14 protein-coding genes are annotated in these 14,584 nt (G+C 65.9%); 5 read left to right on the top strand and 9 right to left on the bottom strand.

Annotated features, from left to right (window positions below; genetic code table 11):
• From AB3X43_RS00270 to AB3X43_RS00255, 4 genes are all read right to left on the bottom strand, one after another.
• On the bottom strand, window positions 1-1,416 hold a 1,416-nt coding region (locus AB3X43_RS00270), incomplete at its 3' end, for a polysaccharide biosynthesis/export family protein (protein WP_369427899.1).
• Between the two features lie 14 nt (window positions 1,417-1,430).
• A complete protein-coding gene (locus tag AB3X43_RS00265; RefSeq protein WP_369427898.1) occupies window positions 1,431-2,534 on the bottom strand; it encodes a KpsE/RkpR family capsule polysaccharide export protein in 1,104 nt (367 codons plus the stop codon).
• On the bottom strand, window positions 2,531-3,220 hold the full coding sequence (locus tag AB3X43_RS00260; RefSeq protein WP_369427897.1) for an ABC transporter ATP-binding protein: 690 nt from the start codon (window positions 3,218-3,220) through the stop codon (window positions 2,531-2,533). The genes AB3X43_RS00265 and AB3X43_RS00260 overlap by 4 nt, the downstream gene beginning before the upstream one ends.
• Window positions 3,221-3,227: 7 nt before the next feature.
• Window positions 3,228-4,064 (bottom strand): ABC transporter permease, encoded by an 837-nt coding sequence (locus AB3X43_RS00255; protein ID WP_369427896.1) that lies wholly within the window; start codon window positions 4,062-4,064, stop codon window positions 3,228-3,230.
• Between the two features lie 195 nt (window positions 4,065-4,259).
• Here AB3X43_RS00255 and AB3X43_RS00250 point away from each other — a divergent pair, with 195 nt between their 5' ends.
• Both AB3X43_RS00250 and AB3X43_RS00245 read left to right on the top strand, forming a co-directional pair.
• Window positions 4,260-4,829, top strand: a complete 570-nt coding sequence (locus tag AB3X43_RS00250; protein WP_369427895.1) for a hypothetical protein — start codon at window positions 4,260-4,262, stop codon at window positions 4,827-4,829.
• Window positions 4,830-4,899: 70 nt separating this feature from the next.
• Window positions 4,900-5,817 (top strand): DUF808 domain-containing protein, encoded by a 918-nt coding sequence (locus tag AB3X43_RS00245; protein WP_369427894.1) that lies wholly within the window; start codon window positions 4,900-4,902, stop codon window positions 5,815-5,817.
• On the opposite strand, the gene AB3X43_RS00240 is transcribed toward AB3X43_RS00245, so the two are convergent.
• Window positions 5,806-6,843, bottom strand: coding sequence for an FmdB family zinc ribbon protein (locus tag AB3X43_RS00240; RefSeq protein ID WP_369427893.1), 1,038 nt, complete (start codon window positions 6,841-6,843; stop codon window positions 5,806-5,808). The genes AB3X43_RS00245 and AB3X43_RS00240 overlap by 12 nt on opposite strands.
• 71 nt (window positions 6,844-6,914) lie before the next feature.
• Between AB3X43_RS00240 and AB3X43_RS00235 the strand changes: the two genes are divergently transcribed.
• Both AB3X43_RS00235 and AB3X43_RS00230 read left to right on the top strand, forming a co-directional pair.
• On the top strand, window positions 6,915-7,970 hold the full coding sequence (locus tag AB3X43_RS00235) for a tRNA dihydrouridine synthase (RefSeq protein ID WP_369427892.1): 1,056 nt from the start codon (window positions 6,915-6,917) through the stop codon (window positions 7,968-7,970).
• A 460-nt stretch (window positions 7,971-8,430) separates the two neighbouring features.
• Window positions 8,431-9,234, top strand: a complete 804-nt coding sequence (locus AB3X43_RS00230; RefSeq protein WP_369427891.1) for a hypothetical protein — start codon at window positions 8,431-8,433, stop codon at window positions 9,232-9,234.
• Between the two features lie 15 nt (window positions 9,235-9,249).
• Here AB3X43_RS00230 and AB3X43_RS00225 read toward each other — a convergent pair whose 3' ends face one another.
• Entirely contained in the window at window positions 9,250-11,070 is a 1,821-nt protein-coding gene (locus tag AB3X43_RS00225) for a glutamine--tRNA ligase/YqeY domain fusion protein (protein ID WP_369427890.1), read from the bottom strand.
• A gap of 464 nt (window positions 11,071-11,534) precedes the next feature.
• On the opposite strand from AB3X43_RS00225, the gene AB3X43_RS00220 reads away from it, so the two are divergent.
• The gene (locus tag AB3X43_RS00220; RefSeq protein ID WP_369427889.1) at window positions 11,535-12,131 is read left to right on the top strand and encodes a hypothetical protein; all 597 of its coding nucleotides are present in this window, start codon (window positions 11,535-11,537) and stop codon (window positions 12,129-12,131) included.
• Between the two features lie 43 nt (window positions 12,132-12,174).
• Here the strand turns inward: AB3X43_RS00220 and AB3X43_RS00215 are convergent, their stop codons facing one another.
• The 3 genes from AB3X43_RS00215 to AB3X43_RS00205 all read right to left on the bottom strand — a co-directional run.
• On the bottom strand, window positions 12,175-12,984 hold the full coding sequence (locus AB3X43_RS00215; RefSeq protein WP_369427888.1) for a LytR/AlgR family response regulator transcription factor: 810 nt from the start codon (window positions 12,982-12,984) through the stop codon (window positions 12,175-12,177).
• Window positions 12,981-14,123 (bottom strand): sensor histidine kinase, encoded by a 1,143-nt coding sequence (locus AB3X43_RS00210; RefSeq protein ID WP_369427887.1) that lies wholly within the window; start codon window positions 14,121-14,123, stop codon window positions 12,981-12,983. The genes AB3X43_RS00215 and AB3X43_RS00210 overlap by 4 nt, the downstream gene beginning before the upstream one ends.
• A 35-nt stretch (window positions 14,124-14,158) precedes the next feature.
• Window positions 14,159-14,584 (bottom strand): hypothetical protein (locus tag AB3X43_RS00205; protein WP_369427886.1); only part of this gene is annotated, 426 nt, incomplete at its 5' end.

The raw sequence follows: 14,584 nt of genomic DNA, 5'->3' as shown, positions 1-14,584 counted from the left end.
CTGGACATAGTCGATGACCCGGGACTTCGCATCGTGCACGACGGCGTTGGGGAACAGCACCTCGCCGCTGACCAGCACCAGGCTGCTGCGCTCGGGAATGCGGATGACATCACCGTCTTCCAGTGTGGTGTTCCGGGCCGCCTCGGACTGGTCCAGCACGACTTGCCCGCGGGGTTGCACCGCCGCCGCACGTTCGATGAACTTCATGATGAGGTCTGCCTCGCGCGTGCGCAGCGACGCCTCTTCGCTGGTGGCGCTGCGTGCGGTCAGGGCATATGTTTCCAGGCTGCGCAGCGAGGTGTCGAGCGACTCCCGCTGTCTCACCGCCACCGAACGCCGGAATAGCTGCAAGGCTGACAGGTTGGCCTGCGGCAGGGGCTGGATCCGCACCAGCACGTCGCCCAGGGTCGCGCCGTAGGACAGGATCTGCGTGCGCTCGCTCTGGTGGGCGCCTTCGATGCGGACCAGGATCGTGCCAGGGGACTTGTCCGAGGTGAAGGTGATCTCGTCGCCGTCCTCGATGCGCACATCGCCGGCATCGGCCAGCGCGTGGTACTCGCTGCGGCTGTTCGCACCGATCTTGCGCACGATGCTGAGGTGGGTCGCACCGGGCTTCGGTCGGGCCAGGGCGATCAGCTCACGGGCGGGGATGGAGGGTTGTGCCATCTCGAACACATACGCGTTGAACGCCTCGCCGCTGACCTGGACCGCATGCTGGCGTGGGTGGACCACCACGGTGTCGCCATCCTGGAACTGGATGTGCTCGATCTGGCCATCGGTCAGGAAGCGGTAGAGGTTGAACTGGCTGCGCAGCCGCCCGGCGCGCAGCACGTCCACCTGCAGATAGCTGCCGCGCTCGGCATCGATGCCGCCAGCCTGGTCGAGGTAGTACAGCACCGAGTTCGACGAAACACCGTTGTAGAGCCCGGGCTGTCGGACATAGCCGGTGACGTAGACCTTCACGGGCTGCGCGGCGTCGAGACTGGCATAGCTGCTGACGTTGGCGCGGAAGACCCGTTTGACGTGCTGCTGGACTTGGTCGTTCAGCTCGCCGTTGCGCACACCCTGCACCCGGATCGGCCCGAGATTGGGCAGGAAGATGTTGCCCTGGGCATCGACGGGCTGTGCCAGGTCCATCGCGAACGCGCCCCACATGCGCACGCTGACCCGGTCGCCGATGGCGATCTGGTAGTCCGGGTTGAACCCGGTGAAGGACTGGTTGCCGAACCGTCCTTTGAACATCTGCGCTCCGAAGACGGGTGGAGTCAGCGGATTCTGCGCACCGGCCGCGGTCGCCGGTGCGGCTGTGCCGGGTGCTGGTGTGGCGTTTTCTGCCGCCGCAATGGTGGTTCCGAGTGCGCCGAGCAGCCCGAGTGCGCAGAGGCCGCACCGTGCCAGAGTGGTCAGGAGTTTCATCTTGGGGTCCTGGGTCAGTCCTGGTGTTCCCGGACGGTGGCCATGGTCAGGTGGGCGATGCCAAACAGGGCGATACAGAGCAGCAGCAGCGTCGACAGCTCGTACAGGTGACGCGGGAATTCGGGTGTTTCCGGGTGCGTCGGAGGCTCGATGACGACCACGCTCTTCACCTTGCGACTGGCTTCGACGCGGGTGGCTTCCACGGCGGCCAGCGCGCTGCGGTAGGCGCCATCGGCCAGAGCCGCGCGTGTCTTGATGTCATGGAAGTTGATCGACAGCCTGGTCAGTGCCTCGCTGCCCGGCGCGATGGCGCTTTGGGTTTCGCGGCCAACCTGCTGCTGGACGGCCGCCTGTTCGGCTTTCAATGTGACGATGTCTGGCGCGTCGTCGTGCAGAAATGCCCGCTTGGTGGCGAGGTCGGCTTCGAGCTTGGTCAGGCGTGTGCGCAATTCGGCGGCGCGCAGCTCGGTGGCCTGCGCGTCGGCCTGCGGATCGAGCATGCGGTGGTGGGTCTGGAAGTCGATCACCGTGCGCTGGGCGGCGGTGAGTTGCTCCTCGGCCCGGGTCAGCTCTCCTTTGGCGAACGCCAGCTGCTCGTCGGAGATGCGGTGCGAGATGTCATTGACGAAGGCCTCTGCCTCGCGCAGCAGGGCCAGATTGATGCGTTGTGCCTGGTCGGGGTCGAAACCCTGGACCCGAATGGTCAGCAGGCCGCTCAGGTCATCCAGCGAGATCTCGACCCGATGCCGCCAGTAATCGAGCATGTCTTCCTGGCTGGCGTCCGGATCGAGCCGGTAGACCACGTCGGCGTGTGCCGATTCGTAGTGTTGCCGCAGCTTCAGCTCCTTGTCCAGGCGCAGCATCAGGTCCTGCGAGTGCAGATACTCGCGCAGGTAGCGCGTGTCCTCCTGCGACATCGAGGCGGCACCGGGGAGCAGCATCGACAGGCCGTTGAGGGTGGGCGCATCGGTCCCGGAACGGCGCACGGTGATCACGGTCGTGCTGACATAGCGGTCGCTGGCCAGCAGGCCGTGGTACAGCCCGGCCAGCGCCATCGGCAGCACGACCGTCAGCAAGGCCAGCCAGTGCTTGCGCCACAGGGATTTCAGTCGGTTCATGCAGGAACGGCCTCACGTTGGGACACGGCGGTTGGTTGCTGGTAGGCGGCAATGCCTTCCTGCACGTCGTGGTAGATGGTCGCCGAGCCAGGCTTCAGCAGCACCACGAGGTTGCACAGGCGCGCGATCTCGCCCATGTTGTGGCTGGTGTAGATGACATTGGAGCGGCTGAGGCGCTCCTGCAGCAGCTCCTGGCTCTTCTTGCGAAACGCGGCGTCGCCCACGGCGGTCACTTCGTCGATCAGGTACAGATCAAAATCGAAGGCCATGGCCAGCCCGAACATGAGCCGCGAGCGCATGCCCGAGGAATAGGTTTTCACCGGCAGGTCGAAGGCCGCACCGATCTCGGCGAACTCCTGCACGAAGGCCACATGCGCGCGGATCTCGTCGGCCGACGCGGCGTGGATGCGGCAGACGAAGCGCACGTTGTCGCGCCCGGTCAGCGACCCCTGCAGGCCACCGGCCAGCCCGATCGGCCAGGACACGTGCCGATTGGTGGCGATGCGACCGCTGTCCAGGTGCTCCAGGCCGCCGAGCAGGCGCATCAGCGTCGACTTGCCTGCGCCGTTCGGCCCGATCAGACCGGCGTTGCAACCGTCCGGGATCGACAGATTGAAGTCGCGAAAGATGTAGCGCCGTCCGAGGCGGCTGGGGTAGCTCTTGGTGACATCGATCAGGTCAAGCATGTGGTGGTCAGCCCATCTGGAGACGGTAGCGGCGTGCACGGTAGAGACCCAAGGCGGCCAGCATCAGACAGAGTGCCCAGAGCATCGGCAGCGACCAGCCGACTTGTGGGCTGGCCTGGTAGGTGGGGCCGATCAAGGCACTGCGCAGCAGTTCGAGCAAATGGGCGATGGGGTTGTAGAGAAAGTAGCCCCGCAGCGCGATCGGCAGGCTGCCCAGCGGCATCAGTGCGCCGGAGGTGACGTAGACGGGCAGGAAGAGCATGGCCACCAGGCCGCGCAGCCGGTTGAGAGGGGGGGCCGTGCCGACGGCCAGGAGCAGTCCCAGCGCACTGCCGAGCACGATCAGCAGGGCGATCGAGGCAAACAGCTCCAGTGGCATCTTCGGCACCACCGGGTGACCGGCCCATCCGAGCGCCGCCATGCAGGCCCCCATCACCACGCTGAAGACCAGTACTTCGACGACACCGCGTGCGATGACGGCATCGATCGGCTGAACCTGCCGATAGGCGAACAGCCCGAGATTGGAGTCGATGGCCTCCATCAGACGCAGTGCCAGCGACCTGAACAGCAGGAAAGGCATCTGGCCGCTGACCAGAAACAGCAGCGTGTCCACCCCGCCGATCGTCTGCGCCCGCATCGCGCTGTAGAGCGCCAGCATGGCCAGGGTGTTGAGCAGGGGCTCGCCGATCACCCACACCGCGCCGCCCCAGCGACCATCCAGGCGTGTCTTCAGTTCGCGCAGCGACAGCGCGAACACGACACTGCGCATCACCGCCCAACTGCTGCGGCGGGTGGCCGGGGCCACCGACGGGTGTTCGATTCGGGCAAGGAACTGGCTGGGCATGTCGTCATGCTAGGCCGCCGTGTCCGCGTCGAAGTGTCAAAAACGAACTCGAACCACGGCCAATCCGGTGTTGTCAGGATCCTGCCGCACCCCCGATTCCTGGCCTTGGTGACCTGTGATCGTGGTCTGGTGACCGAGGTGCGGTCTCCTTAGGCTGTGTGCTTCGTGAAATAGAACCGGCAGACAAGGTTTCGCATGGCACATCGCACTCAAGATCACACAGGCTCCATCGGGCGTTCCAGGCGGTCGGCGTGGCTTGCTGCCGGGCTGCTGGTGTCGGGTGCGTGGACCAGCCCCGGTCTGGTGCACGCACAAGAGTCGACCCAGTGGCTGCTGCACACCGCCGGTGTCTCCCACCACTTCGAGCAGACCCGCGCACCGGGCCACCAGTGGAACGAACAGCATCCCGGACTGGGGCTCGAACGCCGGGAGGCAGATGCAGCCGACTGGAACTGGCGGCAGTCGGCCGGCGTGATGCAGGATTCACGCAATGTGTGGGGCGGCTACGCGGGGGCCTCGCTGATGAAGGAATGGCGCGTGCCGGGGGCGACCAGTGTCGGCCTGGGACTTGGAGCGTTCGCGTTCTACCGCTCGGTCAGCTGGAGCGGGCGGCGGGCCTGGGTGCCGGCGTTGCTGCCGACGTTGTCGGCGGGGCTGCTGGACGATCGGCTTGGCGTCAATCTGATGCTGGTGCCCCCGATGGGCGCCGATGGCGACAGCCGGCCGGCGCTGGTCTATCTGCAGATGACCTACCGGATGCGATAGCGCGGCGCGCCGGTGGCTGCACCGCCGGGCTGCGCTAGGATCTTCGGGTCCATCACCCGGAGTCCTGTCCATGGCCGCTGCCACCTTGTTCGCCCTGCTCGACGACATCACCACCCTGCTGGACGATGTCGCTCTGCTGACGAAGGTCGCGGCCAGGCAGACGGCGGGTGTGCTGGGCGATGATCTGGCGCTCAACGCGCAGCAGGTCACCGGGGTTGCCGCCGAGCGTGAACTGCCCGTGGTGTGGGCCGTGGCCAAGGGGTCGCTGCTCAACAAGGCGATCCTGGTACCGGTGGCGCTGCTGATCAGCGTGTTCGCGCCCTGGCTGATCACGCCGCTGCTGGTGGTGGGCGGCACCTACCTGTGTTTCGAAGGGTTCGAGAAACTGGCGCACAGGTTCCTGCACAGCGCTGCCGAGGACGATGCCCGCCATGCCGAGCTGGCCCAGGCGCTGGCCGATCCGGAGATCGATCTGGTCATGTTCGAGCGCGACAAGATCCAGGGAGCGGTCCGGACCGACTTCATCCTCTCGGGCGAGATCATCGCCATCGCACTGGGTACCGTTGCCGGCACGGATTTCCTGACGCAGGTCACCGTGCTGGCGGGCGTGGCGGTGCTGATGACGGCGGGTGTCTATGGATGTGTCGCCGGCATCGTCAAGCTCGACGACCTCGGGCTGTACCTGGTACGCACCCGGAGCGGCCTGATGGCGATGCTCGGAGGCGGACTGCTCCAGGCCGCACCGGTGTTGATGCGGGGGCTGACCGTGGCCGGCACCGCCGCGATGTTCCTGGTGGGAGGCGGCATCCTGACCCATGGCGTGCCAGCGGCCCACCACCTGCTCGCGGAGTGGACGCCGCGCGCTGCCGCGCTGGGCAGCGCCGTCGAGACCGTGCTGCCACTGCTGTTCAACGGTGTGGCCGGCATGGTCGCCGGTGCCCTGGCGCTGGGAATCTGGACGCTGGTGCGCCGGATTTCAGGCCGCTGAGCGGGTCGTCGGCACCCGGCGCTCGAACCAGGCCTTGAGCGTCTGCGGTGTGGCGATGAACAGGCCGTGGCGGTGCGACAGTTCATCGGCCTGCTGCTCGGTCAGGTCACTGACGCAGAGCAGGTAGTTGTCCGCGGCGACACCGAGCCGGTCGCGCACATGGATCAGGCGGTCCAGGTACGGGACCACCTCGCCCGTGCGGCACTGCACGCACAGCGGCTTGTCCTGACCGATCAGGAACACCAGATCCAGTGCATGCCCCTCGTCCTTGGGCCAGGACAGGCTCACGTCGCGGGCGACCGAGAACTCCACGCCCGCACTGACGAGGTGGCGCAGACCGAGCATGAAGCTGAACCAGCTCAGCCAGCCGCCATCGAAGAAGCGCCGCACCGCCTCGGCCTTCTGCAGCGACAGGCGCACCACCTGATCGCCTTCCTGTCGGAGGTATTTCGACAGGAATCCGCTCTCGCCCAGGGTCTGGCAGAAATCGTTCAGCGTGGTCACCTCTTCGGGTGTGCGCTTGCTCAGGTCGATGTTGATGAAGCTGTAATCCTGCTGCTGCGCCAGGCGAATGCGCTCGACGATCTCGTGCAGGCGCGGGTAGTGGGTGCCGATGTTGGCCGAGACTTCGTCGAAATGGCCCGAGGTTTCGAGGGAACGCGGGTCCAGATCGGCCGTCACGCCGGCCTGGCGGAACCAGTCCAGCACGGGCGCAACCTGCACACGGCTGCAGAAATGGTCGGTGTTGCGGGTGTCGAAATCGGTGGGCAGGGTGTGCGCATGCGGTGCGGGTTCGGCCTGGACCACCGTTTCTCCGGCATGCAGGCGCAGTCGCTCGATTTCCGTCCGCGCTTCGTTCAGTTCGCGGCGCGTGGCGAAGTAGCGGTCCAGCATCGTCCGCAGGAACGGGATGGTGGGGTAGGCCTGGTTGTCGGTGCCGCAGGCCGGGCAGGCCGAGGTCGTGCCGATCTGGTCATCGGCGGGCTCGGACAGGTGCCCGCATCGGTTGCATCGGTATAGGGCCATGGGATTCGTCAGATGGGCTCGCCGGATTATGCGCTGCAGGGCACCCGCCGGGATCGGGGACACTTCGGAACATGAACACTCCACGATTGTTGCTGGCTCCCATGGAGGGGCTGCTGGACTGCACCTTGCGAGATCTGCTGACCCGGGCCGGAGGCATCGAGCGCTGTGTCGGTGAATTCATCCGTGTCACCGACTCGCTGCTGCCGGACCGCGTATTCCACCGCATCCTGCCCGAGTTGCGAAACGGCGGCCACACGTCTGCGGGGGTGCCGGTGCGCGCGCAACTGCTCGGATCCGATCCGGTGTGTCTGGCTGACAACGCTGCGCGCCTGGCCGCACTCGGTCCGGCCGGCATCGATCTGAACTTCGGTTGCCCTGCCAAGACCGTCAATCGCCACCGCGGCGGTGCGGCGCTGCTGGACGAGCCGGAGCTGATGGGGCGCATCGTCGCGGCCGTGCGTGCGGCCGTGCCGATGGACATGCCCGTGTCGGCGAAGATGCGGCTCGGTGTGGCGGACGACCGCCGCGCCGTGGAATGCGCCCGGGCGGTGGCAGAGGCGGGGGCGTCGGAGCTGGTCATCCATGCGCGTACCCGCGACCAGGGTTACCGGCCGCCGGCGTACTGGGCGCGCATCGCCGACGTGCGCACCGAAGTGCCGGGCCTGCCGATCGTGGCCAATGGAGAAATCTGGACCGCGGACGATGCGCGGCGCTGCCAGGCAGAGTCCGGGTGCGACACCCTGATGCTGGGCCGTGGCCTGGTCGCCGATCCCGGGCTGGCGCTGGCCATTGTCGGCATGGGGCCGCAGAGGATGGACTGGCCTGCCGTGATGCACCTGCTGCAGGACTTCTGGACGCAGGTGGGCGCGCAATTCGAACCCCGCTACCGGGCCGGGCGTCTCAAGCAATGGCTCCAACTGTTGCGGCGGCGCCATCCCGAGGCTGCACTGGCCCACGACCGACTCCGGACCATCAACGACCCCGAGGCGCTGGCGCTGGGTCTGTTCGGGGCACCTGGCAGCTGGTCGATGCCAGCGACCGATGCCGGTGGTGGTGTTCAGGCCGACAAGTGGTCTTCTTCGAAGCGTGAAGGCGCCGCGGACCGGTCGGTCTGTCTGGGTGCATAAGCCGCCTCGTAGCCAAGGTCCATCCGAGCGCTGTCGATGCCGTTCGAGCCGGCGCGACCCGTGCCTTTGCCTGAGCCTAGCCAGCGCGTCAGGCGCCGCAGGAGCGGCATCGGTGGAATGCCGGGCGTATGGTGATCTGACATGGTTCGTCCTTCCTTGTACCAAGTCGGCCTGGATGCTGCTGCTTCAGCATGGCCTGTTCGGGTTGTGCGAGTTTATTTTCTGCGCAGAGTTCCCGTGTGCAAGCGGGAATATCCTTAAATTGAATGACTGATTTCTGATGGTGTGCTGAGGAAGTTTTACATATTCGTCTGTAAATCTGAGTTTTTGATTTAGTTGAGTAACTTGTTGCTGGGTATTTGATATGGTGAATCCCGTTTATTTGTGAAATTTGGTAACAAATAGAACCGGATCGGCCTGTGCAGGGAAATGATGGCTTCATCGGAGCAAGGAATTGCGCATGTGGAGTCGAATCAAATCCGGGGTGGCGGCAGGATGGACCGTGGTCGTGTCCTGCGCATGGCTGGTCCCGCTGGCGATGGCGGGCAGCCGCGTGCTTGCCTATCTGAACGACGACCTGGCCCGGCTCCAGTTCAAGGCCGCGACCACGGCGGTGCCAAGTCTGATCGACATCAACGAGTCCCCCAACATCACTGCAGCGCGGATCCTCCTGATGGTGTCGGTGCTGTTGCTCGCCGTGGCGATCGCTGTCTGGGGGCTCCGGGCGCACCGGAGTTTTCGCGCAGCAAGCGATCGCCTGGACGGATCGCGAACGCGTCTGAAGGATCGGGAGCGTGCGCTGGAGCAACAGCTCCAGTATCTGGAGTCGCACGTGACGCGCGCACGGGAGGCCCTGTCGGCACACTATGAGCGGCTGGTGGACACGGCCGCTCCTGACACCGTGGCATCGGTGTTCGATGCGCGCTTCGAGCGGCTGGAGAGCCTGCTGGCGCGGCATCTCGGGGAGATGGACCGGCGCCTTGGCACCGTGGAAGGTGAACTGCGCACCAACGGCGAGCACCTGGCCCACCAGTTCGTCGATCTGCGGGACCGGGTGGTGCAGGTGCAGTCCGTGAACAGCTCCAACTTCGGTGATCTGGCGTCGGCTCCGGTGCCGCTGGGCGGCATGGTCGGACCTGGTGCGCGGCTGCAGGATCTGGTGCTCAACCTGTCGCACCTGCAGGAGGACCTCCGTCTGGAGCGGCGGCAGCTGCGCAAGAAACTGGCAGGGCTGCCGGACGCAGGCCGTTCGGCAGCGTCGTGAACAGGCCCTGCTGGCTTACTTCCAGCCGTCTTTCAGGCCGGTGATCTTGTTGAACACCGGACGCCCGGGGGCATGGTCGATCCGATCAGCCACGAAGTAGCCGAAGCGCTCGAACTGAAATTTCGCGTCCGGCGCAGCCTGGGCGAGTGACGGCTCGACATAGGCGGTGATCGTGCGCATGCTCGCCGGATTCAGACTGGCCTTGAAGTCCTTGCCGCCGGCGTCTGGCTGTGGATCGGCGAACAGGCGGTCGTAGAGGCGCACCTCCGCAGCCACGCCATCTGCCACGCTGACCCACGTGATGGCCGCCTTGACCTTGACGGCGTCCGCGCCGGGCGTACCGCTCTTGGTATCGGGAACGACTGCGGCGAGCACGGTGGTGACGCGTCCTTCGGCGTCCTTCGCGCAGCCGAGGCATTCGACGACGTAGCCGCCTTTCAGACGCACCTTGTTGCCCGGGAACAGCCGCTTGTAGCCTTTGGGCGGCACCTCCTCGAAGTCCTCGCGTTCGATCCAGACCTCCCGGCCGATCATGAACTGGCGTGCAGCCGGTGCAGACTGGCCTTCGGGCGGATGCGGCAGCGCAGGCAGCGAGCATGGCTCCAGATGCCCGGTGCCCATGACGTCGTCCCAGTTCGTCAACACGAGCCTCACGGGATCGAGCACGGCCATGCCGCGGTGGGCCTTGTTCTCCAGATCGTCACGCAAGGCGATGTCGAGTGTCGCGTAGTCGATCCAGCTGTCCGCCTTGGTCACGCCGATGCGCTCGGCGAAGAGCTGGATGGCCTCGGGCGTGTAGCCGCGCCTGCGCAGGCCGACGATGGTAGGCATGCGCGGGTCGTCCCACCCGTTGACGTGGCCCTCGTTGACGAGCTGCGCGAGCTTGCGCTTGCTGGTGATGACGTAGGTGAGGTTGAGCCGCGCGAACTCGTACTGGCGTGGTGGCGGTGCCTGCAGCAGGCCGGCCTCGATCAGGCGCTCCAGCAGCCAGTCGTAGAAGGGGCGCTGGTCCTCGAATTCGAGCGTGCAGATCGAGTGGGTGATCTGTTCCAGCGCGTCCTCGATCGGATGCGCGAAGGTGTACATCGGGTAGATGCACCAGCGGTCGCCCGTGTTGTGGTGGGTCGCGCGGCGGATGCGGTAGATGGCCGGGTCGCGCAGGTTGATGTTCGGGCTGGCCATGTCGATCTTCGCGCGCAGCACCATGGCGCCGTCCGGGTGCGCTCCATCGCGCATCTCGCGGAATCGGGCGAGGTTCTCTGCGGGCGTGCGGCTGCGGAAGGGGCTGTCCTTGCCGGGGTGCACGAAGTCACCGCGGTTGGCGCGCATCTCCTCGGGCGTCTGCTCGTCCACATAGGCGTGGCCGTGCTCGATCAGCGCCTCGGCGGCGCGGTACATCACGTCGAAATAGTCACTCGCGTAATAGAGATGGCTTTCCGGCTGACCGCCGAACGACGAGTCCCAGCCGAAGCCGAGCCACTGCACCGCATCGAGGATGGAATCGACGTATTCCTTTTCTTCCTTCTCCGGGTTGGTGTCGTCGAAGCGCATGTGGCAGACGCCCCCGTAGTCGCGCGCCAGTCCGAAGTTCAGGCAGATGCTCTTGGCGTGGCCGACGTGCAGGTAGCCGTTCGGTTCGGGCGGGAAGCGGGTGCGGATCTTCGCGGGGTCGGGCTCGCCAGTGGCGTGGTGTGTCGCGTCGCCGGGGGTGCCGGCCCAGCGGCGGCTGGCGTAGGTGCCCTGTTCCAGGTCACGCTCGATGATGGCGCGCAGGAAATTGCTGGTTTTGTGCTCGACGGCGGCGCCGTCGGCAGGGGTCTTGTTCGCGTCGCTCATGAGACAGAGGCGGAGTGGTCAGGTGCGTGAAGAATCGGACGCCAGGTCAGGCGGGGAGGTCGAACGATTGTAGCGACGGGGTGCACCTCGCCGAACTGGCGCTCGATTTGCAAGTCCTGCTTTGCAACGGGCATGTGGCACCGGCATTCAGGGGGGCTGTCGGACGGCGGTCCCCCGCGATGTGTGGGGCATGCACCAAGGTTCGCATCACTAACATGGCGTCACACCTTGACATGACCATGTGGAAATTGTGGGAAATGATTCCAGATTTCGAAACCCTGATGCCTGACCCTGCCGATGATGCGGTGCTGTATCCGCGTGTCGAGGCGTGGGAGCCAACGCGCAGCGGGTCGCGCCGTCGGCGCGCTGGAAAGCGCTCTGAAATGGTGCGGTGGGCGACTTGCCGGGCCGAGGCATACCCCGGTAGGGCATCTTTTCCAGACGGAAGGCAACAGGCTCAGTCCATGAGCTTCGAATATCCGGCCATCCAGTCGGAGTTACTGCCAGTCTGGCGTGCCACCACGGCCATGCATGCCGTCGTTTCTGAGGGCGAAACCACAAATCTCGTGCCACAGTCGGCAATTTTCAGGACCGATCCGGCAATACAAGTCGTTACGGAGTGCACAATGTCTCCGAGCGTTCAATTGATGGGGGCCTTGATGCAAAAGTCCGACTTTTCCAGTGCGCGCAGCCATACCAGCGCCACATCGTTGCCGGGTCTGTCAACGACCGGGTTTTCCAACTCCCCTGCAGGTGCTCGTTCGGTCCCTGCCGATTTCCAGCATTCGGTGCCTTCGATGCTCACGGCCGAGCGTCTGAATGGGTATGGTGCCCGGTGGCTGCAATCCCTTTCGGTGACGGTCCGTCCGCTCATCACGGCGAAAAGGCACCCACACATCGTGAACAAATTCGCGATTCTTTGGGGTGAAGACGAGGCGGTGAACGCTTATTTCGATGAATTGCTCATCAGTTCGCGGCCTGGGCGCCGAGGCTTCGCCACCGAGGTGCTCGACGAACTGGTCGAGTTGCAGCGGGCTGTGCAGGAGCAACGTCGCTTCTGAGCGGTCTGGGCTGCGGTTGATCTTGGCAATATGCACAGACTGTTCAAATTCCCTTGAACAGATGCGCATAGACCCGACTCACCGGCAGGATCTCGCTGCGCTGGCGCAGCACCACGCTGAGCTTTCCCTGCTCATCGCGCACGGCGCGGGAAATGCATCGTGGCTGCACCAGAATGCGGCGGTGAATCTGCCAGAAGCGCCTTTCATCAATTTGATTGATTAATTCGCGCAAGGACATTCGAATCAGATGCTCGCGTTCGGCAGTCAGTACCCGGACGTACTTGTCCGCCGCTTCGAAATAGACAACCTCCTCGAGCGGCACCATCTCCACCGTGTGTCCCGTCTGGGCCGGAATGAACTCCAGACGCGGCTGCGTGGTACCTGACGGCGCGAGCAGGGACTGCAGCTGGCGCGCTAGGGTGTGCAGACCATCGGGCTCCGAAGGATGCAGGTTGTCGCGCCGCGCCAGTTGCTGTTGCAACCGCAGGCAACAGGACTGCAGCCGCGCGTGGACCAGCGGCTTGAGCAGATAGTCCACGGCCTGCAACTCGAACGCCTGTACCGCATGCTGTTCATAGGCGGTGACGAACACGAGCAGCGGAAACGGCGCGCCTGGGTCGTCGGGCCAGTCCTCGGCCAGTGCATGCGCCACTTCCAGCCCGGTGAGCCCCGGCATGCGGATGTCGAGGAAACACACGTCCGGCCGCAGATCCAGCGCCCGATCCAGGGCCTGCACGCCGTTTGCAGCGAGGGCGACCACCGACAGTTCGGGCCAGACTTCCGCCAGTTCGGCGCGCAGGTGTGCCGCCAGCAGCGGTTCGTCTTCGGCGATCAGGGCGGTGCGTGGGGTCATGGTGTCGGCGCGAGGGTGGGTGCGGGCAAGGGGAGGTCGATGAGGGCCAGTGTGCCGGCCGGTGCATCCTGGGTCGCGTCGGTCCGGATCAACTGGAGGCTGGCGTCGGTGCCGTAGAGCGTGCGCAGGCGTTCACGCACCTGGGGCAGGCCGAACCCGGTGCCTCCGGTCGGTGCGGATGCCGGTGCGGATGCGTGGATGTTCAGGCCGGTGCCGCTGTCGAAGACGTGCAGCCGCAGCCGCGCGCCTTGCGGACCGTCGATGCGGCTGGCGCTGATCCGCAGCATGCCGCCCGCCATCGCCGGCTCCAGTCCGTGGCGGATGGCGTTTTCGACCAGCGGCTGCAGCAGCAGCGCAGGCACGGCCATGTCCGACAAGTGTGGCGGCAGCTCGAACTCGGTCTGCAGGCGCTCGCCCATGCGCACGGTCATCAGGGCCAGATAGTCGCGCAGTCGGTCGAACTCGGTGTGCAGCGGATGCAGTGCCGTGCGCGAGCCTTGCAGCGTGCTGCGCAGGAAGGCGATCAGATGGTCGAGCATCGCCTGTGCCTGCGGTGGGTCGAGTGCAATGAGCACCCGCAGGTTGGCCAGCGTGTTGAACAGCATGTGCGGTTCCAGCTGGCTCTCCAGCAGCTTCAGCCGGTGTTCCGCCGCGATGCGCAGGGCAGACTCCGCGGCGGCGCGGCTGGCGGCGAGCTCTCCCTGGGACTTGAAGAAGAACGTGGCCCCGAGTCCGAGCGTCAGCGACACCATCAGCATCGCGGCATTGGGGCGCCAGTCGCCCAGGCCGCTGTGGTAGCCCGTGATCGCATCCCCCAGCGCATGCCCACCGACATAGGCCAGTGGCACGCCGATGGCAATGCACACGCCCATCCAGCCCCAACCCGGCCAGCCATGGCGCGCCGCGTGGTTGTCCGGCGAGCGGCGGCTGATGGTCCAGGCCAGTGCCCGCCGTCCGCCGTCCAGCACGGCCTCGCACAGCAGCCCGATGCACAGCGAGTACACCAGGTTGTCGACAAAGTGGCCGTGGCTCACCAGTGTCAGGGCCACTGAAATCGCGGTGGCGATGCCGAGCGTGGTCAGCGTGCGGCGCAGCGCGGAGCAGTGCCAGCAGCGGGGTTGGTCCGGGCGGGGCGTCATGGGCAGCGTTGTAGCAGGCAATGGCACAGGGATACTCAGAAACTGCGGGTCAGTGCCAGCGCGCCCATCTGCTGCGAGGGCGTGTGGCGCAGCGCCGCGGTGACCGGCCCACCAAAGACGCGCCACACCGCCTCGGCGCGCCACTGGTCCCCCTGCCATTGCACGCCTGCACCGAGCACCCGTCCGCCATCGGTCGGCTGCCACAGCGCGTCGGCCGACACCTGCCATGCCTCGTGCTGCCAGGCCAGGCGGCCGTAGGCATTGCGCTGTGCGGCGAGCGATGGTGCCAGCCCGTCCCACCAGACCTCGGCGAGTGCTGTCAGCTCCGGGCCGCCGGTCCAGCTCGCGCCGAGGATGGTCTGGTGCTGGCCGTGTGCAGGCAGCCAGCGGGTCGATGCATGGAACTCCGTCGTCTGCGTGGCGACCCAGGCCAGCGCGGCGCCGATGTCGCCGCGGGTCGC

The organism is Sphaerotilus sp. (assembly GCF_041083715.1).
Taxonomy (GTDB): domain Bacteria; phylum Pseudomonadota; class Gammaproteobacteria; order Burkholderiales; family Burkholderiaceae_C; genus Sphaerotilus.
The sequence above is the reverse complement of the archived record's forward strand: the minus strand, read 5'-3'. Positions and strand labels throughout refer to the sequence as shown.